This is a genomic window from Agrobacterium sp. CMT1, from assembly GCF_037203725.1.
Classification (GTDB): domain Bacteria; phylum Pseudomonadota; class Alphaproteobacteria; order Rhizobiales; family Rhizobiaceae; genus Agrobacterium; species Agrobacterium pusense.
The window spans coordinates 213,333-238,861 of sequence record NZ_JBBCAR010000007.1 but is presented as its reverse complement, the minus strand read 5'-3'; the positions used below and the strand labels follow the sequence as shown (position 1 = coordinate 238,861).

At 58.8% G+C, this 25,529-nt stretch carries 19 protein-coding genes and 2 pseudogenes; 13 read left to right on the top strand and 8 right to left on the bottom strand.

The features are described 5' to 3' along the window. Positions 1 to 45: 45 nt before the first annotated feature. From WA845_RS09675 to WA845_RS09670, 3 genes and pseudogenes are all read right to left on the bottom strand, one after another. A complete protein-coding gene (locus tag WA845_RS09675; RefSeq protein ID WP_162702194.1) occupies positions 46 to 1,950 on the bottom strand; it encodes a DUF882 domain-containing protein in 1,905 nt (634 codons plus the stop codon). A gap of 176 nt (positions 1,951 to 2,126) precedes the next feature. Next, positions 2,127 to 2,297, bottom strand: a pseudogene (locus WA845_RS25265) (helix-turn-helix domain-containing protein); the annotation flags it as partial. A 183-nt stretch (positions 2,298 to 2,480) separates the two neighbouring features. After that, positions 2,481 to 3,671 (bottom strand): annotated as a pseudogene (locus tag WA845_RS09670) (sigma-54-dependent transcriptional regulator); the annotation flags it as partial. Between the two features lie 170 nt (positions 3,672 to 3,841). Here WA845_RS09670 and WA845_RS09665 point away from each other — a divergent pair. Together WA845_RS09665 and WA845_RS09660 are read left to right on the top strand one after the other, a co-directional pair. Continuing rightward, on the top strand, positions 3,842 to 5,692 hold the full coding sequence (locus WA845_RS09665; protein WP_112556226.1) for a M3 family oligoendopeptidase: 1,851 nt from the start codon (positions 3,842 to 3,844) through the stop codon (positions 5,690 to 5,692). A gap of 101 nt (positions 5,693 to 5,793) precedes the next feature. Next, on the top strand, positions 5,794 to 6,429 hold the full coding sequence (locus WA845_RS09660) for an aminotransferase class IV family protein (RefSeq protein WP_112416213.1): 636 nt from the start codon (positions 5,794 to 5,796) through the stop codon (positions 6,427 to 6,429). Here WA845_RS09660 and WA845_RS09655 read toward each other — a convergent pair. Then, positions 6,426 to 7,334 carry a diguanylate cyclase gene (locus WA845_RS09655; RefSeq protein ID WP_112556228.1) on the bottom strand — a complete coding sequence of 303 codons (909 nt, stop codon included), beginning with the start codon at positions 7,332 to 7,334 and terminating at the stop codon, positions 6,426 to 6,428. The genes WA845_RS09660 and WA845_RS09655 overlap by 4 nt on opposite strands. A 252-nt stretch (positions 7,335 to 7,586) precedes the next feature. Between WA845_RS09655 and WA845_RS09650 the strand changes: the two genes are divergently transcribed. The 6 genes from WA845_RS09650 (at position 7,587) to WA845_RS09625 (ending at position 14,650) form a co-directional block, all read left to right on the top strand. After that, positions 7,587 to 9,032, top strand: a complete 1,446-nt coding sequence (locus WA845_RS09650) for a saccharopine dehydrogenase C-terminal domain-containing protein (RefSeq protein ID WP_112556230.1) — start codon at positions 7,587 to 7,589, stop codon at positions 9,030 to 9,032. A gap of 146 nt (positions 9,033 to 9,178) precedes the next feature. Then, positions 9,179 to 9,553 carry an outer membrane lipoprotein Omp10 gene (gene omp10, locus WA845_RS09645; RefSeq protein WP_003506132.1) on the top strand — a complete coding sequence of 125 codons (375 nt, stop codon included), beginning with the start codon at positions 9,179 to 9,181 and terminating at the stop codon, positions 9,551 to 9,553. A gap of 217 nt (positions 9,554 to 9,770) precedes the next feature. Next, the gene (locus WA845_RS09640) at positions 9,771 to 11,687 is read left to right on the top strand and encodes a 5'-nucleotidase C-terminal domain-containing protein (RefSeq protein ID WP_037092001.1); all 1,917 of its coding nucleotides are present in this window, start codon (positions 9,771 to 9,773) and stop codon (positions 11,685 to 11,687) included. 353 nt (positions 11,688 to 12,040) lie between these two features. Then, positions 12,041 to 13,075 (top strand): ferrochelatase, encoded by a 1,035-nt coding sequence (hemH, locus tag WA845_RS09635; RefSeq protein WP_006697190.1) that lies wholly within the window; start codon positions 12,041 to 12,043, stop codon positions 13,073 to 13,075. Positions 13,076 to 13,133: 58 nt separating this feature from the next. Further along, the gene (locus WA845_RS09630; RefSeq protein ID WP_077985797.1) at positions 13,134 to 14,183 is read left to right on the top strand and encodes an SPFH domain-containing protein; all 1,050 of its coding nucleotides are present in this window, start codon (positions 13,134 to 13,136) and stop codon (positions 14,181 to 14,183) included. Between the two features lie 2 nt (positions 14,184 to 14,185). Continuing rightward, on the top strand, positions 14,186 to 14,650 hold the full coding sequence (locus WA845_RS09625; protein WP_004445832.1) for an NfeD family protein: 465 nt from the start codon (positions 14,186 to 14,188) through the stop codon (positions 14,648 to 14,650). Positions 14,651 to 14,685: 35 nt separating this feature from the next. Here WA845_RS09625 and WA845_RS09620 read toward each other — a convergent pair whose 3' ends face one another. Both WA845_RS09620 and WA845_RS09615 read right to left on the bottom strand, forming a co-directional pair. Next, on the bottom strand, positions 14,686 to 15,681 hold the full coding sequence (locus WA845_RS09620) for a KpsF/GutQ family sugar-phosphate isomerase (protein WP_006697193.1): 996 nt from the start codon (positions 15,679 to 15,681) through the stop codon (positions 14,686 to 14,688). 58 nt (positions 15,682 to 15,739) lie between these two features. Further along, positions 15,740 to 16,105, bottom strand: coding sequence for a PAS domain-containing protein (locus WA845_RS09615; RefSeq protein WP_035208590.1), 366 nt, complete (start codon positions 16,103 to 16,105; stop codon positions 15,740 to 15,742). A 413-nt stretch (positions 16,106 to 16,518) separates the two neighbouring features. On the opposite strand from WA845_RS09615, the gene uppP reads away from it, so the two are divergent. Beyond that, positions 16,519 to 18,012 (top strand): polysaccharide biosynthesis protein UppP, encoded by a 1,494-nt coding sequence (gene uppP / locus WA845_RS09610; protein ID WP_337322301.1) that lies wholly within the window; start codon positions 16,519 to 16,521, stop codon positions 18,010 to 18,012. Between the two features lie 58 nt (positions 18,013 to 18,070). On the opposite strand, the gene galU is transcribed toward uppP, so the two are convergent. Further along, the gene (gene galU, locus WA845_RS09605; RefSeq protein ID WP_004445838.1) at positions 18,071 to 18,958 is read right to left on the bottom strand and encodes a UTP--glucose-1-phosphate uridylyltransferase GalU; all 888 of its coding nucleotides are present in this window, start codon (positions 18,956 to 18,958) and stop codon (positions 18,071 to 18,073) included. Positions 18,959 to 19,153: 195 nt separating this feature from the next. On the opposite strand from galU, the gene WA845_RS09600 reads away from it, so the two are divergent. The 4 genes from WA845_RS09600 to WA845_RS09585 all read left to right on the top strand — a co-directional run bounded on the left by WA845_RS09600 (position 19,154) and on the right by WA845_RS09585 (position 23,950). Beyond that, the gene (locus tag WA845_RS09600; protein ID WP_112556355.1) at positions 19,154 to 20,377 is read left to right on the top strand and encodes a lytic murein transglycosylase; all 1,224 of its coding nucleotides are present in this window, start codon (positions 19,154 to 19,156) and stop codon (positions 20,375 to 20,377) included. Positions 20,378 to 20,442: 65 nt separating this feature from the next. Next, complete coding sequence (locus WA845_RS09595; RefSeq protein WP_112556236.1) at positions 20,443 to 21,678, top strand: SGNH/GDSL hydrolase family protein; 1,236 nt, start codon at positions 20,443 to 20,445, stop codon at positions 21,676 to 21,678. A 245-nt stretch (positions 21,679 to 21,923) separates the two neighbouring features. Beyond that, positions 21,924 to 22,598 carry a response regulator transcription factor gene (locus tag WA845_RS09590; protein ID WP_004445841.1) on the top strand — a complete coding sequence of 225 codons (675 nt, stop codon included), beginning with the start codon at positions 21,924 to 21,926 and terminating at the stop codon, positions 22,596 to 22,598. Then, entirely contained in the window at positions 22,595 to 23,950 is a 1,356-nt protein-coding gene (locus WA845_RS09585) for a sensor histidine kinase (RefSeq protein WP_174151343.1), read from the top strand. The genes WA845_RS09590 and WA845_RS09585 overlap by 4 nt, the downstream gene beginning before the upstream one ends. An 82-nt stretch (positions 23,951 to 24,032) precedes the next feature. Here WA845_RS09585 and WA845_RS09580 read toward each other — a convergent pair whose 3' ends face one another. Continuing rightward, on the bottom strand, positions 24,033 to 25,487 hold the full coding sequence (locus WA845_RS09580) for a glutamate synthase subunit beta (RefSeq protein WP_004445843.1): 1,455 nt from the start codon (positions 25,485 to 25,487) through the stop codon (positions 24,033 to 24,035). Positions 25,488 to 25,529 lie beyond the last annotated feature (42 nt).

Sequence of the window (25,529 nt, the reverse complement as noted above, 5' to 3'; positions counted from 1 at the left end):
GGCGGGTTTTTTATTGGCCTCTCGGGCCGCATTGGCAATGAAGGCTCAGTGCATCTTGACCGGCGTGCTGAAGCGGCTCGATTCGATGGCGACCGCGCCCGGCTTGAAGCTTGCCGACGTCGCGGAAGCCGACATATCGTGGCTCAGCATGCGGTTGGCGACAACCCGCGGCGCCTTGACCGAACGCCCGGTCGTGCCCTTGTTCTGATTGAGCGCCCAATCCGAAATCAGGTCCTGTGTCAGACGCCCGCCGCCGACCATGGCCTGGTGGGAAACCGCAGCATCCTGCTTGCTCGGGCGTGCACCCTTTGTCGGCAGCCCGGCAGTGAGACCACTATTGATGGCAGGTTTCAGATCGAAAGCGTCACCGAAGCCGGGCTGTGGTTCCGCCTTGGCCGTTTCAGCAGGTGCGACCGTGACCTTGTGATTGACGGCGGCCGGGAAAGGAGCGGCTGTCGGCGTGACGGCTGACTGAACCTGCGACCGGGCAGCCTGACCGCTCTGTTCCAGAGCTGCGACCACCGTTGGTGAAAGTGTATCCTGCTGCGTCTCGGCGAGGTCGTCTTCACCCTCCGGATCGGCATTCGCGGCCGCCAGCAGGGCTTCCGCAACAGCCGGACGGTTGGCGGGGACCGGAACAGAGGCCAGTTCGCCCGTTGCTGCGGGCGTTGCGCCGTCAGCGGAAGCGGTGAGAACAGAACCCTCGGCATCCCCCTTCATGCCACGCGGCCCGAGAAGCGTCGGCACCGGAACTGAAACCTCGGCGAGATCGGCAAATTGCTGACGCTCGGCAGGCGCGGATGTGGGCGTCGGTGTGGTCGCTGCCTGCAGCGCATCCTGGGCTGCGTTACGCGCCGGCGAATAAAGCGCGGTCGCAAGGCCGGTATTGGCAGGCGGCTGGTTGCCGAATGCGGGACGGGCCGTGGGCAACGGAGCATCGGTCACACCCGGAAGTGCCTGGGCCGAAGCAACGGCGATCGTCGGTTCGGGCTCAGGAGCCGCCTGCTGCGGAGCTGCCGGGCGAGCAACCGCCGGACGTTCGGCGGGCTCGGGCGCTGCGATGCTATCGGGATCTTCATCCTCGTCACCGCCGCCAAACAGGGCCTGCAACAGGGTCTTGCGCTTGCCGCCGCCCGAAGAGGCCGGACCGGCACCGGCACTGGAAGCAACTTGAATGGAAGAGGAACTGACGCGCTTCTTGTAATCGGCAAGCGCCTGCTCATAACCGGGAAGCGGCTTACCATCGGAAGGAAGATGCAGCGTATTGCCATTCGGGAAGATGCGGACGAGTTCCTGGCGGCTCATGCGCGGCCAGGCACGAACGCCGCCGACATCCATATGCACGAAAGGAGATCCCGATGTCGGATAGAAACCGACGCCGCCGATCTGCATCTGCATGCCGATCTCGCGAAGCCGGGAAAGTTTCACGCCGGGGATATAAAAGTCCATGGCCTTGCCCAGCATGTGCTGGCTCTTTTCTGCGACACCCTTGGTGCGCGTGCGCAGAAGACCATTGGTTTCAGGCGAGCGGAAAGCCGACACAACGTTGATATAATCGGTGGCACCACTGCGGCGATAGACTTCCCAGACGAGATCGAAAAGGCGCGGGTCCATGCGTGTCGGCTGGTTGCGACGCCAGTCGCGCAGGAACCGGTTCAGCTCCTGCAGACCCTTCTGGTCATATTTTCCATTGCGCTTGAAGGTGATGACCGCCTTCTCGCGTGTGTGGATATAATACAGCTTGAGACTGCGCGTTTCGGCGGCGGCTTCCGTCGCCGAAACACCAACGAAAGGCATTGCGGCGAGCATCAGGCAGGCAAAGGTGACAGCGCGTGCCGACAGCTTCGTGCATATATCCTTGATCAAGCCGCGCGCCATCTTGCCTGAAAGCGCGTTATTCCGATGCAGATATGGCAATTCGATCCCCGCCTGGAAGACAATTTCTGTCACATTGCCTCAAATGAACGTCAAATACGGTGACACGATGGCAAAATTGCCACACACATACAACCTTCCTCTATATAGTGAATCAGCCACTAACAAGAGGTTTATAGACGGTAAGCGGATATCCTTGCTCAGAAGTTAACGAATTTTGCGATCTGCCCTCGAATAAGTGCCTTGCGCGATCATGCGACGTCTCGAAGTGGATCATCGGGATCGATGCCGTAATCCTTCAGCTTGCGATAAAGTGTCGAGCGGCCGATGCCGAGCTTTCTGGCAACCTGACTCATCTGCCCGCGATAGAAACGCAGGGCGAAACGAATAAGCTCCTCTTCGATCTCCGCCAGCTTGCGGATGTTGCCTGTCTCATCCGTGCTGGAGATCAGGCTTCCTCCCCTGTAAATGGTGGTGGAAACATCCGCCGGTTCATCCGTGACGACATGGTTTTCGACGGCTGGTGCCGGTGGCGAATAGGCTGCGAGCTTCAGTGACGATCCGGATGGCGAGCGGATGACATCCTCTGCGTCATCGCCTGTCGAGAATTCCGGCAGTTGCAGCGCGATCTGCGGAAAATCGGCATCCGACAGTTCCCCGCCCTGCGACAGCACGACGGCGCGGAAGACGGCATTTTCAAGCTGGCGAATATTGCCGGGCCAGTCATAGGCGGTCAGCAGCGCCAGCGCGCTGGCATCCAGGCCGACGGGATTGGGCAGCTTCTGCTCCGCGGAAAAACGTTCGGCAAACACCCGTGCGAGGTGGGGGATATCTTCCTTCCGGCGACGCAAGGCGGGAATGGTAATCGGAAAGACGTTGAGGCGATAATAAAGATCCTCGCGGAAGCGGCCTTCCTTGACCTCCTCGATGAGATTCTTGTTGGTGGCCGAGATCAGCCGCACATTTACTTTCTGCACCCGAGCGGAACCGACGGTCTCTATTTCGCCTTGCTGGACGGCGCGCAGCAGCTTGACCTGCACGTCCAGCGGCAGATCGCCGATCTCGTCCAGGAACAGCGTGCCACCATCCGCTTCCATGAATTTGCCGACGTGCTTTTCCGTCGCGCCGGTGAAGGCGCCCTTCTCGTGACCAAACAGAATGCTTTCCACGAGATTATGGGGAATAGCGCCGCAATTGACTGTAATAAAGGGCTTGTTCGCCCGGTCGCCGGCGGACTGGATGGCCCGGGCGACCATTTCCTTGCCCACGCCCGACTCACCCTCAAGCACCACGGGAATGCTGGACTGGGCGGCGCGCTGCGCCAGTTCGATCACCCTCAGCATTGCGGGGCTTGCGGAAACGATATCGGTAAAATTCACTGCATTGCTCCGTCCGCGCCTGCCCGTGCGGGCCTTTGCCTCTCTTCTGTCGAGCTTGAGCGCATTGGAGATGGCGGCGCCGATCCTTTCCGGTGAGACCGGCTTGACGACGAAATCGAAGGCGCCGGCGCGCATTGCCTGCACCACCGTGTCGATGCCGCCCTGCCCCGTCTGGACGATGACCGGAACGTCGACGCCCAGTTCACCGACGGCTTTCAGAAAGCCGAGACCATCCATCTCCGGCATCATGAGATCGAGGACGACGACATTTATTTCACCGCTATATTGCTTGAGGAGCTCCAGGCCGGCCTTGCCGTTCTCGGCAAGCAGGGCCAGGTGCCCATAACGTTCCACCGCATTTTTGAGCAGGCGGCGCTGGACGGGATCGTCGTCTATCACAAGAACATGCGCGGTCATTTTTAGCTCCGGTTTCCGGTTTATGGACCTGCGTCATGCGGTCCCTTGTGCCGCACTCTGGCACGGGAGACTTGAACATCCAGTTTTGAGAATTGCTTGCATTTTATCCATTGCCGCGGGAAACAAAGGCCCCATATGCTGCGCAAAGCATAATCAGAAGGACATATCCGATGACCCTCAACCAACCCGTTCCGCAGCCTGTCTTCGCCCTCGCCGAAACAGCCGCCCCAGTGCTTGGCGACCTGCCCGGCTGGAAGCTATCGGACCTTTATCCGTCGGGAGATTCGGCCGAATACAGGGGTGACCTGGAGAAAGCGGCGTCGATGGCGGCTGCTTTCGAGCAGAAATGGAAGGGCAAGCTTGAGGCCGCCGCAAAGGCGACGGGCGAAAAGGGCATCGGCGCGGCGCTGAAGGAATATGAAGCGCTGGACGATCTTATCGGCCGCATCGGCTCTTTTGCCGGGCTCACCTATTTTTCCGACACATCCAATCCGGCAAACGGCAAACTCTACGGCGACGCCCAGGCGAAACTGACGGATATTTCCTCCCGCCTCCTGTTCTTCACGCTCGAACTCAACCGCATCGACGACGCCACGATGGACGCCTGCATGGCGAATGATGCAGCTGCAGGCCATTACCGCCCCTGGCTCGTGGATTTGCGCAAGGACAAGCCGCACCAGCTCGATGATCAGCTCGAACAGCTTTTCCTCGAAAAATCGATGACCAGCGCGGCGGCGTTCAACCGCCTCTTCGACGAGACGATGGCAGATCTGCGTTTCGACATAGACGGTGCAAGCCTGCCGCTGGAAGTGACGCTCAACATGCTTCAGGAGCCGGAACCGGAAACCCGAAAGAAGGCGGCGGAAGCGCTGAGCGCCACCTTCAAGGCCAATCTGCGGGTCTTCACGCTCATCACCAACACGCTCGCCAAGGACAAGGATATTTCCGACCGCTGGCGCAAATTCGAGGATATTGCCGATAGCCGCCACCTGGCGAACCGCGTCGAGCGCGAGGTTGTCGATGCGCTGGCGGCGGCAGTCAAAAAAGCCTATCCGCGTCTTTCGCATCGCTATTACGCCATGAAGGCGAAGTGGCTGGGCATGGAGCAGATGAATTACTGGGACCGCAACGCGCCCCTTCCCGATACGTCGAACACGATCATTTCGTGGGATGAGGCAAAGGATACCGTACTTTCCGCCTATGGCGACTTCGCGCCGGAAATGGCCGATATTGCCCGCCGCTTCTTCGATGAAGAATGGATCGACGCCCCTGCCCGCCCCGGCAAGGCGCCGGGTGCCTTCGCACATCCCACCGTGCCCTCGGCCCATCCCTATGTGCTGGTCAACTATCTCGGCAAACCACGCGACGTGATGACGCTTGCCCATGAGCTTGGCCATGGCGTGCATCAGGTTCTGGCCGGCGAACAGGGGGCCCTGATGTGCGCGACGCCTCTCACTCTGGCTGAAACGGCCTCGGTGTTCGGGGAAATGCTGACCTTCCGCAAACTGCTCGATGACACGAAGGATGTTCGGGAACGCAAGGCCATGCTCGCCCGCAAGGTGGAGGACATGATCAATACGGTCGTGCGCCAGATTGCTTTTTATGAATTCGAGCGCAAGCTTCACACCGCGCGCAAGCAGGGTGAACTGACCTCCGAGCAGATCGGCGACTTGTGGCTTTCCGTTCAGGCCGAGAGCCTGGGTCCGGCGATCCGGATTTCCGAAGGCTATGAAACCTGGTGGACCTACATCCCCCATTTCATCCACTCGCCCTTCTATGTGTACGCCTATGCCTTTGGCGATTGCCTGGTAAACTCGCTTTATGCGGCTTACCAGAAGGCCGAGTCGGGCTTTCAGGAGAAGTATTTCGAGCTTCTGAGGGCGGGCGGCACCAAGCACCATTCGGAACTCCTGAAGCCCTTCGGCCTTGATGCGACCGATCCCTCCTTCTGGGACAAGGGGCTTTCCATGATCGAGGGGCTGATCGACGAGCTGGAAGCGCTGGATAACAGGCAGGCTTAATCTCATCCACCGGCAGGGCTATCCTGTTTCGGACAAGCTTTGCCGGTTGATGCTGCCGGCACAGGATGCCGGTCATCAATTTCGGACGACGAGCACAGGCCATGAAACGCAAACCCGCCGATCTGACCTTGAGGGAAACGCTGCGCTGGGAGCCACAGACCGGCTTTCAGCGCATTGACCAGCATATCCGCCGGCTGCTGCGCTCTGCCGACGCGCTCGGTTTCCGTGCCCCGGCCAATGCGGTTCAGGCGCTGGAAAAGGCGGTGGGCGGCGACAAGCCGCTCTGCGTCAGGCTGGTGATGAACTACAAGGGGGAACTGGACATCGAAACCACCGAGTTCGAGCCCCTGCGACAGGATACGGTCTGGCGGGTTCGTATCGCCCGGAACGTCAAACTCGATTCCACTGATACCTTCTATCGCCATAAGTCCTCGCGCCGCGAACCCTATGACGCCGCCCGTGCTGAATTTTCAGCCGGAGAGGCCGACGAGGTACTGCTGCTCAACGAACGCGGCGAATTGTGCGAGGGATCATCGACCAGCATTTTCGTGGAAATGCCAGATGGGCAATTGCTGACGCCGCCGCTCGACAGCGGCATTCTGCCGGGCGTGCTGCGCGCCGATCTGATCCGCGAACGCAAGGCGCGTGGCCAGGCGCTGAGGCCGGAAGACATTGCCGGCCGCAGGCTCTTCGTTGGCAATTCGCTGCATGGGCTGGTTGCGGCGGAACTCATCTAAACCGTTACCGCCAGAAGCCGGTCGCGGCCCTTCTCCTTGGCCGCATAAAGGGCCTGATCGGCACGCGTGAAAATATCGTCCGCGCTTTCCGCCGTCCGATAGGCCGTCATGCCGGCCGAGCAGCTGTAGGAAAAATCCGGAAAATCCGCGAGAGGTCGCGAAAGCCGAACTCGCTGCAGCAGCCGCTCGACAATGTCCCGCCCCTCGGCAAGAGACGTTCTCGGCAGGACGAGCATGAATTCTTCACCACCGATCCTGCCGAAACAATCGACCCTGCGGATGACGGAATGGGCGACGCCGACAAAATCGCGCAGCACCGCGTCACCGCACTTATGACCGAAACGATCATTGATCTGCTTGAAAAAATCGATATCGAGCGTGCAAAGGCAAAAAGAGGCTTCCAGCCCCTTTGAGACCTGCTCGACCTGCAACGCCAGCTTGGCGAAGACGAAGCGGCGGTTCGCCGTTCCCGTGAGTTCGTCCGTCTGGGAGGCGCGTACGGCCAGATCCCTGTCCTGCCTCAGCGTTCTGTAACCCTGGCGCAATTCGGTGACATCGCTTGCAACGCACAGCATCCAGCCATCCTGCTGCACCGTTTCCGTCATCCAGAACCAGCGGCCGTCATACATGTCCATCTCGAAGGCGCGGTAAGGCAGCTTGCCGCGACGGGACTGCGCCGACAGCAGCCATCCCTCGAAATCATTGTTGCGAATGACGACACCGGTCCGCAGCCGGTGGTTCAGCCGCATGATATCCGCCCAGGTCGGAAAATCATCTTCGGCAAGCCTGAAGCTCCCCCGAAACGACGGATTGGCATGCCGCAACCGATCGTCGGAATCATAGAGGGCGATCAAAACGGGGGTGGCACTCTGAAGCGCTGTTACACGCGCGAAAAGATCACTCAACAGGCAACTCCTGTGATGGAGAAATCCCTCCCCCATCATCCCGTCAAGCCCTCCCCGAGCCTTGGTCGATGGCGAAAAGAAGAGTTCAATTATAAACGCGCCCTCCAAAATGCGAAGAGGCAGAATGAAGGGAAGAGAAGCTGAACCGACCTTGCGAGCAGCACCGTCATATGTCCGTCATCTGCCTGCCCTTTATTGTGGCACGCTTTTGTGATCTAGCTTACTTATTGGCTGAAAAAGGAAAATTGACGAATGACGGACGCAAACCACCCGATTTATGGCGATATCGATGGCCCAATCATCATGATCGGCTTCGGCTCCATCGGGCGCGGCACTCTTCCGTTGATCGAACGTCATTTCAATTTCGACCGGACCCGCCTCGTCGTCATCGATCCGCGCGCAGACATCGCCCGGTTTCTGGCCGAGAAGGGCATCCGTCATATCCAGACACACCTGACAAAGGAGAACTATAAGGAGGTTCTCAAGCCGCTTCTTAAAGGCGTGCGGGGTCAAGGTTTCTGCGTCAACCTTTCCGTGGATGCCGCATCCGTCGATCTCATGCGGATTTGCCGTAAACACGGCATGCTCTACATCGACACCGTCGTCGAGCCATGGCCCGGCTTTTATTTCGATGCCGATGCCGACAATGCCGCGAGAACGAATTATTCGCTGCGCGAGACCATGCTCAAGGAAAAGGCGCGCAGACCCGGCGGCACGACGGCCGTTTCGACCTGCGGCGCCAATCCGGGCATGGTCTCGTGGTTCGTGAAACAGGCGCTCGTCAATCTCGCAAAGGATATCGGCGTCGACATCGAGGAGCCGCAGTCCCATGACCGGGAGGGCTGGGCGAAACTGATGGAGCGGCTTGGCGTCAAGGGTGTTCACGTGGCTGAACGCGACACCCAGCGGGCGAAAGAACCCAAGCCCTTCGGCGCTTTCTGGAACACGTGGTCCGTCGAAGGTTTTATCGCGGAAGGTTTTCAGCCGGCAGAGCTCGGCTGGGGAACGCATGAGAACTGGATGCCGAAAAACGCAAAAAAACAGAAGAAGGGCAGCAAGGCAGCCATCTATCTCGATCAGCCGGGCGCCAACACAAGAGTTCGCACATGGTGCCCGGGCCTTGGGCCGCAATATGGATTTCTCGTCACGCACAATGAGGCGATTTCGATTTCGGATTATTTCACCGTCCGCAACGATGGTGGCGACGTGACATACCGACCCACCTGTCATTATGCCTACCATCCCTGCAACGACGCGATTCTCTCCCTGCATGAACTCTTCGGCAATGGCGGCATTCCCCAGCCGGTTCAGCATGTGCTGGGCGAAGACGAGCTTGTCGATGGCGCCGACGAGCTGGGCGTCCTGCTCTATGGTCACGAAAAAAACGCCTATTGGTATGGCTCCCGGCTCGGCCTGCAAGAGGCGCGGTCGCTTGCCCCGAACCAGAACGCGACCGGACTGCAGGTCAGTTCGGCGGTGCTGGCCGGCATGGTCTGGGCGCTCGAAAATCCTCAGGTCGGCATCGTCGAAGCCGACGAGATGGACTATCGCCGCTGCCTTGAAGTGCAGCGCCCCTATCTCGGCCCGGTCGAGGGTCATTATACCGACTGGACACCGCTTGATGGTCGTCCCGGCCTGTTCCCCGAAAATCTCGACAAGTCCGATCCCTGGCAGTTCCGCAACATCCTCGTGCGCTGATGGAAGAGTCTCATATTTGCCACGCCGGGACTTTCCTGAATGACCTCAGGAACCGGGGAGAGCGAACAACGTTGCCTTGAAATAAAGAACGCTTCACGGCATGGTCGAAGCAAGAAGCTTTTATCGAATCGCAGGAGAACAGGCTCATGAACTTCAAGACAAGCGCGGCTTTGCTTTCAGCCGCCATCGCGGTGTCTTCATGCGTCGCGCCGGGTCCATCGCAGCAAACCTCGATGGCGCCGTCCCTGTCCCGCGGGCCGGCTGTCGACGGCCGCTGGATCGACCGCAACGGCATCGTATCGACCTTCCAGAACGGCGCCTTCTCCACCCGGTCAACCGACACCAACACGCTGCTGGCCTCCGGCACCTATGTCACCATTTCGCCGACACTTTACGAAATCAATATGACGTCGCTGGTGCGCAACACGCAGTCGCGCGTCAACTGCGCCCTCGTCTCCCCGTCACAATTGAACTGCACGACGGACACAAACAGCCAGTTCTCGCTCACGCGTCAGGGCTGATAATATCACCTATTCAATAAGATAAACCCCTCAGACGCACGCCTTTGGCGTGCGTTTTTCTTTATTGCCTACCTGTCATAATTTCGCTTGCGGCGACTGCCGCTAAATGGAAACATCCGGTTTTCGAAAGACTGACATGTTTTCGGACTAAAGAATGAGCGCGGTCGGAGAATGATCAACCGGCCAGGGCTTCCGCTTTGAACAGGAGAGAGGGACCATGAAGAAAATTTTGGGACTGGGCATGCTGAGCGTTTCGGCGATAACGCTTTCCGCCGGCGCGGCTCTGGCCGATTATGAGCTCAACATTCTTCACATCAACGATTTTCACTCCCGTATCGAATCGATCAACAAATTCGACTCGACCTGCTCTGCGGAAGAGGAAGGCAAGAATGAATGCTTCGGCGGTGCCGCGCGCCTGCTGACAGCGATCAACCAGACAAGGGATGCCCTGAAGGCCGGGGGGAAAAACGTCCTGCTGCTCAATGCCGGCGATAATTTCCAGGGCTCACTGTTCTACACCACCTACAAGGGCACGGTGGAAGCGGAAATGCTGAATGCCATGAAGTTCGACGCGATGACCGTCGGCAACCATGAATTCGACGATAGCGAGGACGGGCTCGCCGGCTTCCTCGACAAGGTTCAATTCCCCGTCGTGACCGCCAACGTGGTGGCCACCGCCGCCTCTAAAATCGGCGACCGGGTAAAGCCGTCCATCGTGCTCGAGGTCGGCGGACAGAAAATCGGTATCGTCGGCGCCGTTGCCAACGATACGGCCGAACTGGCAACACCTGGTCCCAACATCACCATTGCCGAAGATGTCGCGAAAATTAGCGAACAGGTACAGAAGCTGAAGCAGGACGGCGTCGATAAGATCATCGCGCTCACCCATGTCGGCTACCCGCGCGATCTGGAATTCATCGCCAAAATTCCCGATGTCGATGTTGTGGTTGGCGGCCATTCGCATACGCTGCTGTCGAACACCGACCAGAAAGCCGAAGGCCCTTATCCGACGCTCGTTGACAATCCCGGCGGCTACAAGGTTCCTGTCGTGCAGGCCGGCCAGTACAGCAAATATCTTGGCGACCTCAAAGTCGTCTTCGACGACAACGGCGTGGTGAAGGAAAGCAAGGGAGACCCGATCCTCGTCGATTCCTCCTTCAAGCCCGATGAAGCCACGCTGAAGCGTATCGATGAACTGAAGGCGCCGATCGAAGCCCTGAAAGCCAAGGTGGTCGGCACTTCTGAGGGCCCGATCGAGGGCGACCGCAAGATTTGCCGCGTGAAGGAATGCTCGATGGGCAATCTGGTGGCCGACGCAACGCTGGCCCGCGTCAAGGATCAAGGCGTCACCATCGCTTTTGCAAATAGCGGCGGCCTGCGTTCCTCCATCGATGGCGGCGATGTCTCCATGGGTGAAGTGTTGACGGTTCTGCCGTTCCAGAACACCGTCGCAACCTTCCAGCTCAAGGGCGAGGATATTCGTGCCGCCCTCGAAAACGGCGTCAGCCAGATTGATGACGGTGCGGGCCGCTTCATGCAGGTTTCCGGCATGAAATATTCCTTCGACCGCTCGAAGCCGGCCGGCAGCCGTGTCGTTTCCGTCGAAGTCAAGGAAGGCGATGCCTTCGTGCCTCTCGATCCCGCCAAGACCTATATCGTTGCGGCCAATAACTACGTGCGGACCGGGGGTGACGGCTTCAAGGTTTTTGCGACCAAAGCCATCAACGCTTATGATTTCGGCCCCAATCTCGAGGAGGCCGTCGCGGCCTATATTACCGCCAACAGCCCCTATAAGCCCTATACGGATGGCCGCATCGCCGAAGTGACGCCCGCAGGTTACGTCGCCCTGGCGAAGCCCGCAGCACCCGCGCCGGCAGCGACGACAGCCGCTCCGGCCGCCACACCGGCACCCGCGCCTGCAGCCCCTGCCACCCCCGCACCGCCCACAACGACGCCTGCTGCAGCTGCTGCAGCCGCTAGCAAATATGTGGTGGAAAAAGGCGATTCGCTCTGGAAAATTGCTGCAGAGAAATATGGCGACGGCGCGCTCTGGCAGAGAATTGCCAAGGCAAACACGCTGAAGCATCCGAACCACATCGAAATCGGCGAGGAGCTGGAACTGCCGGCTCAATAAGCGGGGCTACAGCAGACAGGGCAATATGCCGCAGACACGAAGCCGGCCCTCGAATTTCTGGGCCGGCTTATTTTTTCTAATTAAAAACAGATACTTACGGTAACAATTTTGCCGCCTGAAGGCATGTGCCTGCCGGAATGGCGGAAATAGCCGGTGGCGGTGGTTTAATCCTGAAGAATTTCGTCTAGAACACGATGAACAAAGTAACGCCACGGGCGTATAGCTCGGGCACGTCCGGCCAAACTTCATTGCGGTTTGCGTTGGGGTCAATAAACAGACGATGGAGCGTGTCCAGCCATTATCCGAGGCGGAGCGTCCTTCGCACAACCAGTTCGAGTTTCAGGGTATCATTCATGGTGACAGAACTATCCGCACTCCCCGCGAACCATCCCCGTGTCGCATTTGGCAAGGTGGGCGTGCTGCTCGTCAATCTCGGCACGCCCGATGGTACGGATTATTGGCCGATGCGCCGTTATCTGGCGGAGTTCCTGAGCGACAAGCGCGTGATCGAATGGTCGCGCCTCTACTGGTACCCGATCCTTTACGGCATCGTCCTCAACAAGCGCCCGCAGAAGGTTGGCAAGGCCTACGAGGAAATCTGGAACCACGAGCGCAACGAAAGCTACCTGCGAACATATACGCGCAGCCAGGGCGAGTTGATGGCGCAGGCATTGAAGGATTTGCCCAACGTGGTTGTGGACTGGGCAATGCGTTACGGGCAGCCTTCCATCGCCTCGAAGATCGACGCGCTTAAAGAACAGGGCTGCGAAAAAATCCTGCTTTTTCCGCTTTATCCGCAATATGCCGCGTCCACCACGGCGACCGTGAACGACAAGGCGTTTGAACATCTGATGAAACTGCGCTGGCAGCCGGCGATCCGCACCGTGCCGCCCTATCATGACGATCCCGCCTATATCGAGGCGCTCGCCGCCTCCGTCAAAAACCATCTGGCGACGCTGGACTGGGAGCCGGAGATGCTGATCACTTCCTTCCACGGCATTCCGCAATCCTATTTCAAAAAGGGCGACCCCTATTATTGCCATTGCCAGAAAACCGCCCGTCTGCTGCGGGAGGCTCTGGGCTTGACCGAAAAGAACTTCATGATCACGTTCCAGTCCCGTTTCGGACCGGAAGAGTGGCTCCAGCCCTATACCGACAAGACCGTGGAAAAACTCGCCTCGGAAGGCATCAAACGTATAGCCGTGATGAATCCCGGCTTCGTATCGGATTGTCTTGAGACCCTGGAGGAAATTGCCGGTGAAGCCGGAGAAATCTTCCTGCATAATGGCGGCGAGAAATTCACCCACATCCCATGCCTGAATGACAGTGCCGAGGGCATGACCGTTCTCGAAAAGGTTGTGCGGCGGGAGTTGCAAGGCTGGGTGTAATCTTGCCATAACGATACGGGGGTAAAACCCTGATCATGATGTGCTGGAGGGTAAAGTGATGATCGCATTGGGCGGTTTCGACATCGTCGTCTTGGCAGCCGTGGTTCTGGTCATTCTGGTGCTGTTTGCCGGCATCAAGACCGTGCCGCAGGGATACCGCTATACGGTGGAACGTTTCGGGCGCTATACGCGCACGCTCGAGCCTGGCCTGAACCTCATCGTACCCTTCTTCGAGCGCATCGGCGCCCGCATGAACGTGATGGAGCAGGTGCTCGACATCGCCACCCAGGAAGTCATCACCCGCGACAATGCCAGCGTTTCCGCCGATGCGGTGGCGTTTTATCAGGTTCTGAATGCGGCGCAGGCTGCCTACCAGATCGCCAATCTGGAAAACGCCATCCAGAACCTTACCATGACCAATATCCGCTCGGTCATGGGTTCGATGGACCTCGATGAATTGCTGTCGAACCGCGACGCCATCAACGACCGCCTTCTGCGCGTGGTGGATGAGGCCGTGGGACCTTGGGGCATCAAGGTCACCCGCATTGAAATCAAGGATATCGCGCCGCCGAAGGATCTCGTCGATTCCATGGCGCGGCAGATGAAGGCGGAGCGCGAAAAACGCGCGCAGGTGCTGGAGGCGGAAGGCGCCCGCAATGCACAGATTTTGCGCGCGGAGGGCGCAAAACAATCCGCTATTCTGGAAGCGGAAGGCCAGCGCGAAGCAGCGTTCCGCGACGCCGAAGCGCGCGAACGTCTCGCCGAGGCCGAAGCCAACGCCACCCGGATGGTGTCGGAAGCCATTGCTGCCGGCAATGTCCATGCCATCAACTATTTCGTTGCCCAAAAATACACCGAAGCACTTGCCGAGATCGGCACAGCCAAGAATGCCAAGATCGTGCTGATGCCGATGGAGGCCTCGGCGCTGATCGGCTCTCTCGGCGGTATCGGCACGATTGCGAAAGAGGTCTTCGGCAACAACGGAGACGCGCCCACTGCTCCCGCCGCGCCCGCATCCTCCCGCTCCGTGCCGCCGACACGGGCTTCGGGCCAGACGATTAACGTCACGGCTCCCGGCAATCCCTTCGGTTCTTCCTCGGAGAAGTGACGATGCTGCAAGGGCTTGCCACGGAACTTGGACCATGGAGCTGGTGGATCGTCGCTTTCGTGCTGCTCGCTGCCGAACTCATCGCCCCCGGCGTTTTTCTGATCTGGATCGGCCTTGCCGCACTTGTCATCGGTGCGCTCTCCCTGCTCCTTTGGCAAACAGCGTTTTGGGCGTGGCAATTGCAGTTAGTGATGTTTGCCGCGCTCTCCGTCGTTTTCGCTCTGCTCGGCCGGAAATACTTCGGCAGAAACCGGGCGACAAGCGACGAGCCCTTCCTCAACCAGCGAGAGGCAAGCCTTGTCGGCCGCACGGCGACGCTTCAGGAACCGATTGTCGAAGGGCGGGGCCGTATCAGGCTGGACGATACCTGGTGGCCGGTCAACGGTGAAGACCTGCCGGCGGGAACCCGGGTGAAGATCGCTTCCGCCCGGGGACGAACGCTGACAGTCGAGCCGTTAGAGCGATAGGTTTTCAGGATCAGCCTTCTCAGGATCGGCTGGCCTCAGGCCACGCCGATTCTCAGCAGATCGTGGAAATGCACCAGCCCTATCGGCCGGTTGTCGTCATCGACCACGATCAATGCGCCGATGTGGAATTTTTCGAGCGTTGCCAGCGCACCCGTTGCCAGGACCGATTTTTTGACCGTCTTGGGCGTCCGGGTCATGATATCGTCCACGGTCAATTCGGCAAGATTGCGCGACAGGTTGCGCGCCATGTCCCCCTCGGTGACGATGCCGCACAGACGCCCGTCCTCATCGAGAACGCCGACGCAGCCGAAATGCTTGCGGGAGAGAACACCCACGGCTTCCGGCATGGCCGTTCCCCTTTTGACCAGCGGCACACGATCGCCGGTATGCATTATGTCGCTGACCAGCGTGAGACTGGCGCCCAGCTTGCCGCCGGGGTGAAATACCTTGAAATCGCCGGCCGTAAAATTGCGCGCTTCCAGCAGCGCAACAGCAAGGGCATCACCAAGTGCAAGCTGCATCAATGTGGAGGTTGTGGGCGCAAGGCCAAGCGGGCAGGCTTCCTGCTCATTGGGAACCAGCAATACGATATCGGAAGCCTTCGCCAGAGATGATGTCTCGGAACAGGTGAGCGCGATCAGCGGAATGGAAAAGCGGCGCGAATAATTGATAATGCTGCGCAATTCGGCACTTTCCCCACCCTTGGAGATGGCGAGAACCACGTCGTCGCCGCCGATCATGCCCAGATCGCCGTGATTGGCCTCCGCCGCATGGACAAAAAATGCCGGCGTTCCAGTGGACGCAAAGGTGGCCGCCAGCTTCGCACCTATATGCCCGCTTTTGCCCACACCGGTTATGATGAGACGGCCGTTCGACTGGCCGATTGTTTCGATCGCCTTGCAGAAGGGGACCGAGAGACCGTCTCGCAGAGCCGTCTCGAGGGCGGCAAGGCCCGCCCGCTCCATCGAAATCGTCCGTACGGCGGATTCGATGGCATTGTCTTCGACCAAGTTGACGGCGCGCGTAATCATGGCCGACTGTTACTCTTTCAGCCGGAATAAGTCCACTCCCTGCCGGAAACCGCCTGCTTCAGTGGCGCAGATCCGGCGGAGAAATTTCCTCCATGGTTCCCAGCCGCTTAAAGGGAATGTTTTCTTCATCGACGAGATATCGGCCAGCGGTCCTCACCCAGGAAACCGAACCGTCGGTGCGGCGCACGGCATATTCCTGATTGTAGAAGCTCGCATCCTTCAGGGTGTTCAAGGCGGTCTCTATAACCCGATTCCGATGATCCAGATCCACTTTTTCGAGTATCTGGAAAATACTGATGCCCTGCATTGCCTGTCTTAGTGGAATTCCGAGTAGTTCAGCGCACACTTCATCCAAATAGAAGCGGTCATTGGTAATATCCCAACAATAGAAACCGACCTGTTTGATATTCAAAACGGCTTTCATGAAACGACACTGTCACACAAAATAAAATTCAATACGATTTGCCGGGCAATGGAAGGTCAACTTTCGTTAATCATAGGGCGATTCCGTGCCAAATTGAAACGTTTTAATCTTTTCATATTAGGAATATTTTGCATTTGCGAACAGCCCCGCTGCCGCCAGCTCTGACCGGTGCGCGCAGGTAACGGGAGTGGACGGCACTCCAGGACGCCTCCCCGTGACATCAGGAAATTCCCGCGATCTTTATCAACTGTTAACCATAAAAAACCTATTGTTAAAACGATGTTAAAACTTGCGTCGACTGTTTGGTCCCTGGTTTGTCCATGTCGTTTCGTCGGCCTTTCTGACTGGGGCCTGCGGCAATGTATTGGCAGACTGTCGGTCCGGCATTCGGCCCATTCGCCGGGTGAAAAGGAATGACTGTGAAGGGCACCGCCACACGTCTGCCGACGTCGCGGAAAGCAGCAACCCTGCTGCTCGCCTGCACGCTTTTTTACCACCACGAAGATGCTTCCGCACAGACGGCGACTGCCGCCCCGGCAATGCCTGGCGCCGCTGCCACGGCCGATGGCATTGGCTCCGCCGCTCCCGCGCCGACCCCCGGGACAATGGCGGGCACGGCCCAGGCCACAACGGCACCTGTCCCCACGCCCCAACTCTGGCGCCCCTCAAATAATCCCGGTGACGCGATTTCCGAGCAGCAGGACGAAGCGGGGCAGCCCTATGCCGACGCAGACAACCCCTATGAGCCGACCGTGGACGGGGGCGAAAACCCACGCGTTGTTACCGAACCCGGACAGACTCCGGGAATTCGGCTGGGCACCCTTCTGCTCCGGCCTTCGATCAGTCAGACCATCAACACGGAAAAACAGAGGAATACGGGTGGTCCCTCGCGACGAAACTATCTGACGACGGGCATACGCGGAACGCTCACCAGCGACTGGTCCCGCCATGCTTTGACCGTCACCGGAGACGGCGCGTGGGAGAAAAACTTCGGTGATAAGGACGGAGAAGAACCAAGGGCGCGGATAGAGGCCGATCTGCGTCTTGACCTCGGATCAGAAACAACCGCCAACCTCAAGGCCGGTTACGAATTCAGCCGTGAAGACACGACCGATCCCAATGCCTTGACCGGCGCCGCCGTGCAGGGTGGCGAACACCGTTTCAGCGCCGGGGCATCGATAGAGCGGGATTTCGGCAAGCTGCGAGGTCTGGCTGCACTTGACCTGTCCCGTACGGTGTATACCGACGCGAAGGTTATCGATGGCCGGCCGATAAGCCTCAGTGACCGTGACCAGAATGGTGCGAATCTGCGCGGACGCCTCGGCTATGAGCTGTCACCAGCGCTGATCCCCTTCCTCGAACTGAACGCCGGCACAACGAAATATGACAGCCGCCTCGACAATTCCGGTTATGCCCGCTCCTCCAATGCCTATGGGGCGAAGATTGGGGCAGAGGTCGACCTTGGCGAAAAGACCCGTGGCGAAGCCGCCATCGGTTATCTGCGCAAACAATATGACGATGATCGCCTTGCGTCGATCGGCGCGTTGACGCTGGACGGCGACCTTAACTGGTCACCCCAGCGCGGCACGAATGTCAATCTTGGCCTGCGCACGACAATAGAGGATTTCGCCGGCGGCCCGCAGGGCGGATGGGTTTCCTATCGCCTGGATGCCGGGCTGACCCACGAATTGCGCAGCAATCTGGTAGCGCGACTGACCGGCCAAATCGTGCATCGCACATTCCCCTCCTCCGACACGGAGGACGCCGTGGAATATACGGCGGGAGCCGGCCTGACCTGGGGTCTCAACCGTTATCTCGATCTGACTGCCGATGTCAGCTACCAGTGGACACCGGTTTATGACAGCAGCGAACTTCGCGTCGGTGCAGGGCTTGTCCTGAAGCGATAAGCGCCAAATAAAAATCCCGGCGCGAAGGCCGGGATTTTGTCATCTATTCTCTGGTCTCTCACTTCAGCCCGTCGATCAGGGCCTTGATCGGCTCTTCGATTGCCGGACGGATATCGCCGCGCTCGAGAGCGAAAGCGACATTGGCCAGAATGAAGCCATCCTTGGCACCGCAATCGAAGGTCTGACCGCGGAAATGATAGCCTGCAAACTCCTGCGACTTGGCAAGCGTCAGCATGCCGTCTGTCAACTGGATTTCATTACCGGCGCCACGCTCCTGATTTTCGAGAATATCGAAAATCTCGGGCTGAAGAATATAGCGGCCGTTAATGTAGAAATTCGAAGGCGCTGTACCCTTTGCAGGCTTTTCAACCATTTCCGTGATCTTGAAACCCTCACCCACGGTCTCGCCCACGCCGACGATACCATATTTATGCGTCTGGTCGGGAGCGCATTCCTGCACAGCGATGACGTTGCCCTGGGTCTGGTCGTAAAGTTCGACCATGCCCTTCAGGCAGCTTTTCTGTGAATGCATGATCATGTCAGGCAAAAGCACGGCGAAAGGCTCGTCACCGACGATATCACGGGCGCACCAGACCGCATGGCCCAGGCCGAGCGGCACCTGCTGGCGCGTGAAGCTTGCGGTACCTGCCTTGGGCAGAAGGCCGGCCAGCAGTGTCAGCTCGGCATTCTTGTTGCGCTCGCGCAGCATCTGTTCAAGTTCAAATTGAATATCAAAATAATCTTCGATCACCGCCTTGCCGCGGCCGGTGACAAATACAAAATGCTCGATACCGGCTTCTGCCGCTTCATCGACGACGTACTGAATAACCGGCTTATCTACGACGGTGAGCATTTCCTTCGGAACTGCCTTGGTTGCGGGCAGAAAGCGCGTGCCGAGACCTGCGACGGGAAATACGGCCTTCCGAATTTTCTTATGTTCTACCACATATTCCTCCTGAGAGATAACACTTGATCACAATCCCCGCACGCTGTTGTTATTTCAAAAACAACAACGTTTTGTAAAGGGTGACGCTACCATCTATTAATGGTAAAGAATTTGTTGACGTTCTTTTGTTATCCATGATGACGCCCGATGCGTTTTCGCAATCGAAATGACATTCGAGAGAACGAAAGACAGACGATGACAAAGATGATCCTTTCAGATGTCCGCAAATTCGGCTGCATGGTGGCTGCTGGCCTGGTAATCTCGCTGGCGCCGGTTTCGGCCCGCGCCGATGCCGGATTCCGTCAGTGGATCAACCAGTTCTATGCAACAGCCGCGAAAGAAGGCATTAGCAAGGCGACCTATCAGAAAGCCTTTGCCGGCATTAGCGAGCCGGATCCCGACGCGTTGCGCAAGGCCACTTTCCAACCGGAATTCACAACGCAAATCTGGGATTATCTCGACTCCCGCGTCAATCCGTACACGGTGCGGATTGGCCGCGAAATGAAGATGAAACACGCGACGACCCTCAACTGGATCGAGCGCAACTTCAACGTCGACAAGCACATCATTCTCGCCATCTGGTCGATGGAATCGAATTACGGCGCGGTTCTCGAAAAGCCGGAGCGGCTGCACAACATCCCGCAGGCGCTGGCAACGCTCGCCTATTCCGATCCCAAGCGCGCCAAATTCGCGCGTACGCAATTGATTGCCGCGCTCAAGATCCTTCAGGCGGGTGACGTCACCCCCAAACAGCTGACGGGCTCCTGGGCCGGCGCGATGGGCCATACCCAGTTCATCCCGACAAGCTACCTGCTTTACGCGGTAGATGCGGATGGCAATGGCAAACGGGACATCTGGCATTCCGTCCCGGACGCTCTCGCAACTGCCGCCAATCTTCTCGCGAAAAACGGCTGGGAGCCCGGCCGGACATGGGGTTACGAAACCGCCGTTCCGCGTGGCGGCGCGCGGTATGAAGGCCAGACGAAGACCATCGCGGAATGGGCAAAGCTTGGCTTCACCCGCCCCAACGGCAAGAATTTCACCCGTGGTTCCGACCGCGCGATGCTGAAACTGCAGGGTGGGGCAAACGGCCCGGGCTTCCTGATGATGAAGAACTTCTTCACCATCAAGAAATACAACGCCTCCGACAGCTATGCGCTCGCCGTCGGACTGCTCGCGGATGAAATCGCCGGTTACGGCGGCATGCAGCAGAAGTGGCCGCGTCCGGACGGTACGCTGGATATTCGCGAAAAATTCGAACTTCAGACCCGCATGAAGGAACTCGGCTATTATGACGGTGAAGTCGACGGCAACTTCGGCTCCGGTTCCAAGGCCGCCATCAGTGCCATCCAGTCACGCATGGGGATGGACGCGGACGGCCAGCCGTCGCAGCGGTTGCTGAGAGCCCTTCGCAACTGATAATGTGCCGGCGAGTTCGGCGGCAGTTACGAAACGCCGCCGAAATATCCGGAAGGGCCGATGTCATGAGTACGAAACCTGCGGAAAAAACTGGAAGAACCGGCTGGCGTGTCTGCGCCGTCCTTCTTTCCGCTGTTCTTGCCATGCCGCTCGTTCCCTCCGAGAGCTTGGCACAGGAACAGCGGCGCACCCTGTTTGAAATGCTCTTCGGCAGGCCGGTGGGACGCGATGGCGGATCAGGCCGCGAATACCAGCCCCGCAACCGGCGCGATTTCCCATCCGCGCCGCGTGAAAGATCGGTTACCCGCCCGCAACCAGCAAGGAAAGCGCCTTCGGTGGTGCAGATGCGAACCGCTAAGCCGGAGCCTGCCGCCAAGCTTGAAAATGCCAGGCGCGTCCTTGTTATCGGTGATTTCCTCGCCGGCGGAATGGGGGAAGAGCTGGTCAATGCCTTTGCCAGCTCGCCGGCAATTGCGGTCGATGTGCGTGCCAATGGCTCTTCCGGCCTGGTGCGCACCGATTATTACGACTGGTTCAAAAACCTGCCGCAGTTCATAAGCGAGACCAACCCCGCCACCATCGTCATCATGATGGGCTCGAACGATCGCCAGCAGATGCAGATCGGCGATATCAAGGAAAAATTCGGCACGGAGGTCTGGCTCAAGGAATATGAGAGGCGGATCGATGAGCTTCTCACCCTCGCCGGCCGCCCGAAAGTGCCGCTATTATGGGTGGGTCTTCCCGCCTTCCAGTCTCCCTCGCTTTCTGCGGATCTCGTTGGGTTCAACCGGCTTTACCGCAGCCATGTGGAAAAATTCGGCGGCGAGTTCGTGGATGTCTGGGACGGTTTTGTCGACGAAGCCGGCAAATTCGTCATCACCGGTTACGACATGAACGGTCAGCAGGCCCGCCTGCGTGAGGCCGACGGTATCGGCATGACGCAGGCCGGAAAGCGCAAGCTTGCCTTTTACGTCGAGAAATTCGTCCGCCGGCACCTCGACGGGGCCGGACCGGACCTTGTGAAACTGGACGGCAGCAATCTGCCGGCACTCACCTCCCTGCCGGCACTTGGCATCGATGCGGGACAGGTGCGCACCCAGCCAATCAGCCTTACCGATCCCGCTCTCGATGGCGGCGACAAACTGCTCGGGGATGTCCCTCTTTCGGCCGCGCCGACACGCGTCTCCGTCGTGGAATCCCCGCGCGAAAGGCTGACCAAGCGTGGCGAAATGGCCGATGCGCCGGCAGGCCGCATCGATGACTATCGGATGACGCCCGATACCACACAGGCAAAGCAATAGAAGCTTGCCCGCCGTCTGCCGCCCAGTCGGTCGGCGTAATGTTCAGGCAATCCCACGATGACAGGATAGCTGCAGCTTTGCAGGAATGCGGAGATCGGTCACAAACCTCCGCCGCTCCACCGATTTCGCACGGCGAATGTATTCGACGGCGACGCGTCGCTTGCCATGAGCGTCACCGGCACCGTCGTTTTTTACTTCATGTGCGCGCTTCACCCTAAGCGTGCCGACAATGCCGAGACGAATTCATGCGCCTGCTGCTTGTTGAAGACGAACGTGAGATGGCAGCGGCCCTGTCTGCCGCGCTCCATCGGTTCGATATTATCGTGGATACGGTCGGAACACTGGATCTCGCTCGACACGCCATCATGGATGGCGTCCACGATCTCGTTGTACTGGACCGGCAACTGCCAGATGGTGACGGCATCGAACTGATAGAAAATCTGCGTCTGCTGCCAGTCACCCCACCCGTCATAGTGTTGACGGCCCAGGGCGGGCTCGTGGATCGGGTGAAGGGCCTGAACCTCGGTGCAGATGACTATATGGCCAAGCCTTTCGCTGTCGAGGAGCTACTTGCCCGCATTCGCGCCCTGATGCGCCGACCCGCCGGAACCGTGGCGATGACGGCGAAACTCGGCAGGCTGGAGTTTTGTTTCGAGACGCGCGAAGTGCGTATCAACGGCGCGTTTCTTCCGCTGACGAGACGGGAGTTGCTGATTCTCGAAGCCTTGCTGCGACGACAGGGCAGAACAGTGCTGCGCTCGCTGCTCGAAGAGGCCGTCTATAACTTTGACGATGAAATCCAGTCCAATGCGCTCGATTCCCACATTTCCCGCTTGCGGCGCAAATTGCAGGCCGCGGACGCCGCCGTGGAGGTGCATGGCATTCGCGGCGTGGGATATCTTTTGAGGGCGACGGGATGAGATTGTCAAAGAGAAAGTCACTGAAGCGGCGATTGACCATTCAACTGCTCCTCTTCCAGATCGGCAGTCTGTTGATCGTCAGCGTCGCATTCTTTGCCTATCTGTTGAGCGACGGTGTCGGCAGCGCTCTTCTTAGCTCGGAGGCGGCGCAGATAACTGCAAACGCTTTGATCCGCGATACGGATGGGAAGCTTACGCTGAAAGAGACGGCCGAATATGCGAAACTCCGGAAAAAAATGCCCGATTTCTGGTTTGTTGCGCTGAGCGACAAGGATGAGCTCATCCAGGGTGGCCCTGTGCCCGAGGCCTACAGCAACATGGAGAAGGAGTTAAACGACATCAAGATTTCGAACATTCGCGAAGCCGGGATGTCCTACTCCTATTTTGCCGTTCTTTACCTTGCGGTTGTTCGCCGTGCATCCGGGCCAGCCGGAGAGTTCGTGATGGTCGGAAAAGGCGATCTTTTCAGCATGACGCTCCCTGTTCTGCTGTTTTCCAACATCATGATTTTCCCGGTCCTCGTCCTCATCTCCATTGCGACCACGATAGCAATTCCCTTGATCATCCGCAGGGAATTTCGGGCACTCTCGACGATTGCCAAAACCGCGGAAGCGATCGATATCGACAGACGCGGATATCGCTTGCCCGACAATGATATTCCACGGGAAGTGCAGCCGCTGGTGCATGCCGTCAATGGTGCACTCAAGCGCCTGGACGATGGCTATGAACGGCACAAGCGCTTCATTCTCGACGCCGCGCACGAATTGCGCACGCCGGTCGCCATTCTACAGACGCGTGTCGAAACTCTGCTGGAAGGGCCCGCACGCAGCCGGATTTTGGCGGATGCCAACCGTATCGGCGTGCTGGCCGAACAATTGCTCGATCTGCAGCGTCTCGGCGGCCAGAAGGCGCCATTGGTGCCGCTCGATCTGGTCAATCTCTGCAGATCGGTTGTTGCCGATATGGCACCGCTTGCCATCTCGCAGGGTTATGAGCTCTCATTTGAACCGGAGGAAGAACCGATCCTTGCACTTGCGGACGACCCTTCCCTCCGGCGAGCCCTGATGAATATCGTGCAAAACGCCATAGAACACGGCGGCAACCGCGGAACCATAACGATGACAGTGGCAGCCAATCGGGTGATAGAGATCGCCGACGAAGGCAACGGCATTCCTGAAAAGGAGCGGGAACTCGTCTTTGATGCCTTTCATCGCCTGCAACCTAGAGACCGGGGCACGGGCCTCGGGCTTAATCTCGTGCAGGAAATCGTGCGGTATCACGGCGGAGATATTACTATCGGCGATTCATCCAGCGGTGGGGCCTGCTTCCGGATTACGCTTCCTTATTGCTGAAAAAGGAGCGCTCGTTCTCTGACATCAAAAAAAGGCCTGTTGCGGGTGCGACAGGCCTTTCCATTTTTATCCATTTGCCGGCTTAGCGCGGAAGAACGGTCGCGCCCATCAGCGCTTCGTCAATCGCACGCGCCGCCTGACGGCCTTCGCGGATCGCCCAGACCACCAGCGACTGGCCACGGCGCACATCGCCCGCCGCCCAGAGCTTGTCGACAGAGGTCCTGTAATCCGTCTCGTTGGCGACGACATTTGTGGAGCCACGGCGGTCCGTGTTGAGTGTCAGCTTGCCGTCCATTTCCTTCAGAACGCTGTCCGTGAAGGGACCGGAAAAGCCGATGGCGATGAAGGCGAGATCGGCCTTGATGATGAACTCCGTGCCGGCAATGGGCTTGCGTCGGTCATCCACCTGGCAGCACTTCACACCTGTCAGCACGCCGTCTTCGCCAACGAATTCGAGGGTCGCCACCTGGAACTCGCGGATGGCGCCTTCGGCCTGCGAAGACGAGGTGCGCATTTTGGTTGCCCAGAAAGGCCAAACCGCCAGCTTGTCTTCCTTTTCCGGCGGCATCGGGCGTATGTCGAGCTGGGTGACTTTAACAGCACCCTGACGGAACGCCGTGCCAACGCAGTCAGATGCAGTATCGCCACCACCCACAACGACGACATGCTTGCCGCCCGCGAGGATCGGATCGGCCGGCCAGCCAACGCTGTCAATGTTTTCACGACCGACGCGCCGGTTCTGCTGCACTAGATAGGGCATGGCATCATAAACGCCATGCAGATCCGCACCGCCGATGCCGGCCGGGCGCGGGGTTTCCGAGCCGCCGCAATAAAGCACGGCATCGTGGTCGGCGAGGAGCGCCTCCACCGTCACATCGACTCCGACATTGACGCCGCAATGGAAGGTAACACCTTCGCCCTTGATCTGCTCGACACGGCGGTCGATGAAGTTCTTCTCCATCTTGAAATCGGGGATGCCGTAACGCAGCAGGCCGCCGGGCTTGGATTCACGCTCATAGACGTGAACCTCGTGGCCGGCGCGGCCAAGCTGTTGCGCCGCCGCCATGCCCGAGGGACCGGAACCGATGATGGCGACCTTCTTGCCGGTGTGGATCGTCGCCGGCTTCGGCACGATGAAGCCCAGCTCATAGGCCTTGTCGGCAATAGCCTGTTCGACGGTCTTGATCGCGACCGGCGCATCCTCAAGATTCAGCGTGCAGGCCTCCTCGCAGGGGGCGGGACAGACGCGACCGGTGAATTCCGGGAAGTTGTTGGTGGAATGGAGGTTGCGGATCGCCTCCTCCCAGTTGTTATTGTAGACCAGATCGTTCCAGTCGGGGATCTGGTTGTGCACGGGACAGCCTGTCGGGCCATGGCAATAGGGAATGCCGCAATCCATGCAGCGCGCCGCCTGCTTCTGCACCTCGGCATCCGACATCGGAATGGTGAATTCGCGGAAGTGGCGGATACGATCCGATGCGGGCTGATACTTGCCCACCTGCCGGTCGATCTCCAGAAAACCTGTAACCTTGCCCACGTTTATGTCCTCACATCAAAGCGGAGCGCCTGTCGGGCCCCA

Bases quoted from the DNA above. Each gene is read 5' to 3' on its own strand.
- WA845_RS09585 (WP_174151343.1), top strand. From the start codon at position 22,595: ATGAGATTGTCAAAGAGAAAGTCACTGAAGCGGCGATTGACCATTCAA.
- WA845_RS09650 (WP_112556230.1), top strand. From the start codon at position 7,587: ATGACGGACGCAAACCACCCGATTTATGGCGATATCGATGGCCCAATC.
- hemH (WP_006697190.1), top strand. From the start codon at position 12,041: ATGGTGACAGAACTATCCGCACTCCCCGCGAACCATCCCCGTGTCGCA.
- WA845_RS09630 (WP_077985797.1), top strand. From the start codon at position 13,134: ATGATCGCATTGGGCGGTTTCGACATCGTCGTCTTGGCAGCCGTGGTT.
- uppP (WP_337322301.1), top strand. From the start codon at position 16,519: ATGACTGTGAAGGGCACCGCCACACGTCTGCCGACGTCGCGGAAAGCA.
- WA845_RS09615 (WP_035208590.1), bottom strand. From the start codon at position 16,105: ATGAAAGCCGTTTTGAATATCAAACAGGTCGGTTTCTATTGTTGGGAT.
- WA845_RS09625 (WP_004445832.1), top strand. From the start codon at position 14,186: ATGCTGCAAGGGCTTGCCACGGAACTTGGACCATGGAGCTGGTGGATC.
- WA845_RS09640 (WP_037092001.1), top strand. From the start codon at position 9,771: ATGAAGAAAATTTTGGGACTGGGCATGCTGAGCGTTTCGGCGATAACG.
- WA845_RS09595 (WP_112556236.1), top strand. From the start codon at position 20,443: ATGAGTACGAAACCTGCGGAAAAAACTGGAAGAACCGGCTGGCGTGTC.
- WA845_RS09665 (WP_112556226.1), top strand. From the start codon at position 3,842: ATGACCCTCAACCAACCCGTTCCGCAGCCTGTCTTCGCCCTCGCCGAA.
- WA845_RS09620 (WP_006697193.1), bottom strand. From the start codon at position 15,681: ATGATTACGCGCGCCGTCAACTTGGTCGAAGACAATGCCATCGAATCC.
- WA845_RS09600 (WP_112556355.1), top strand. From the start codon at position 19,154: ATGACAAAGATGATCCTTTCAGATGTCCGCAAATTCGGCTGCATGGTG.
- omp10 (WP_003506132.1), top strand. From the start codon at position 9,179: ATGAACTTCAAGACAAGCGCGGCTTTGCTTTCAGCCGCCATCGCGGTG.
- WA845_RS09660 (WP_112416213.1), top strand. From the start codon at position 5,794: ATGAAACGCAAACCCGCCGATCTGACCTTGAGGGAAACGCTGCGCTGG.
- WA845_RS09590 (WP_004445841.1), top strand. From the start codon at position 21,924: ATGCGCCTGCTGCTTGTTGAAGACGAACGTGAGATGGCAGCGGCCCTG.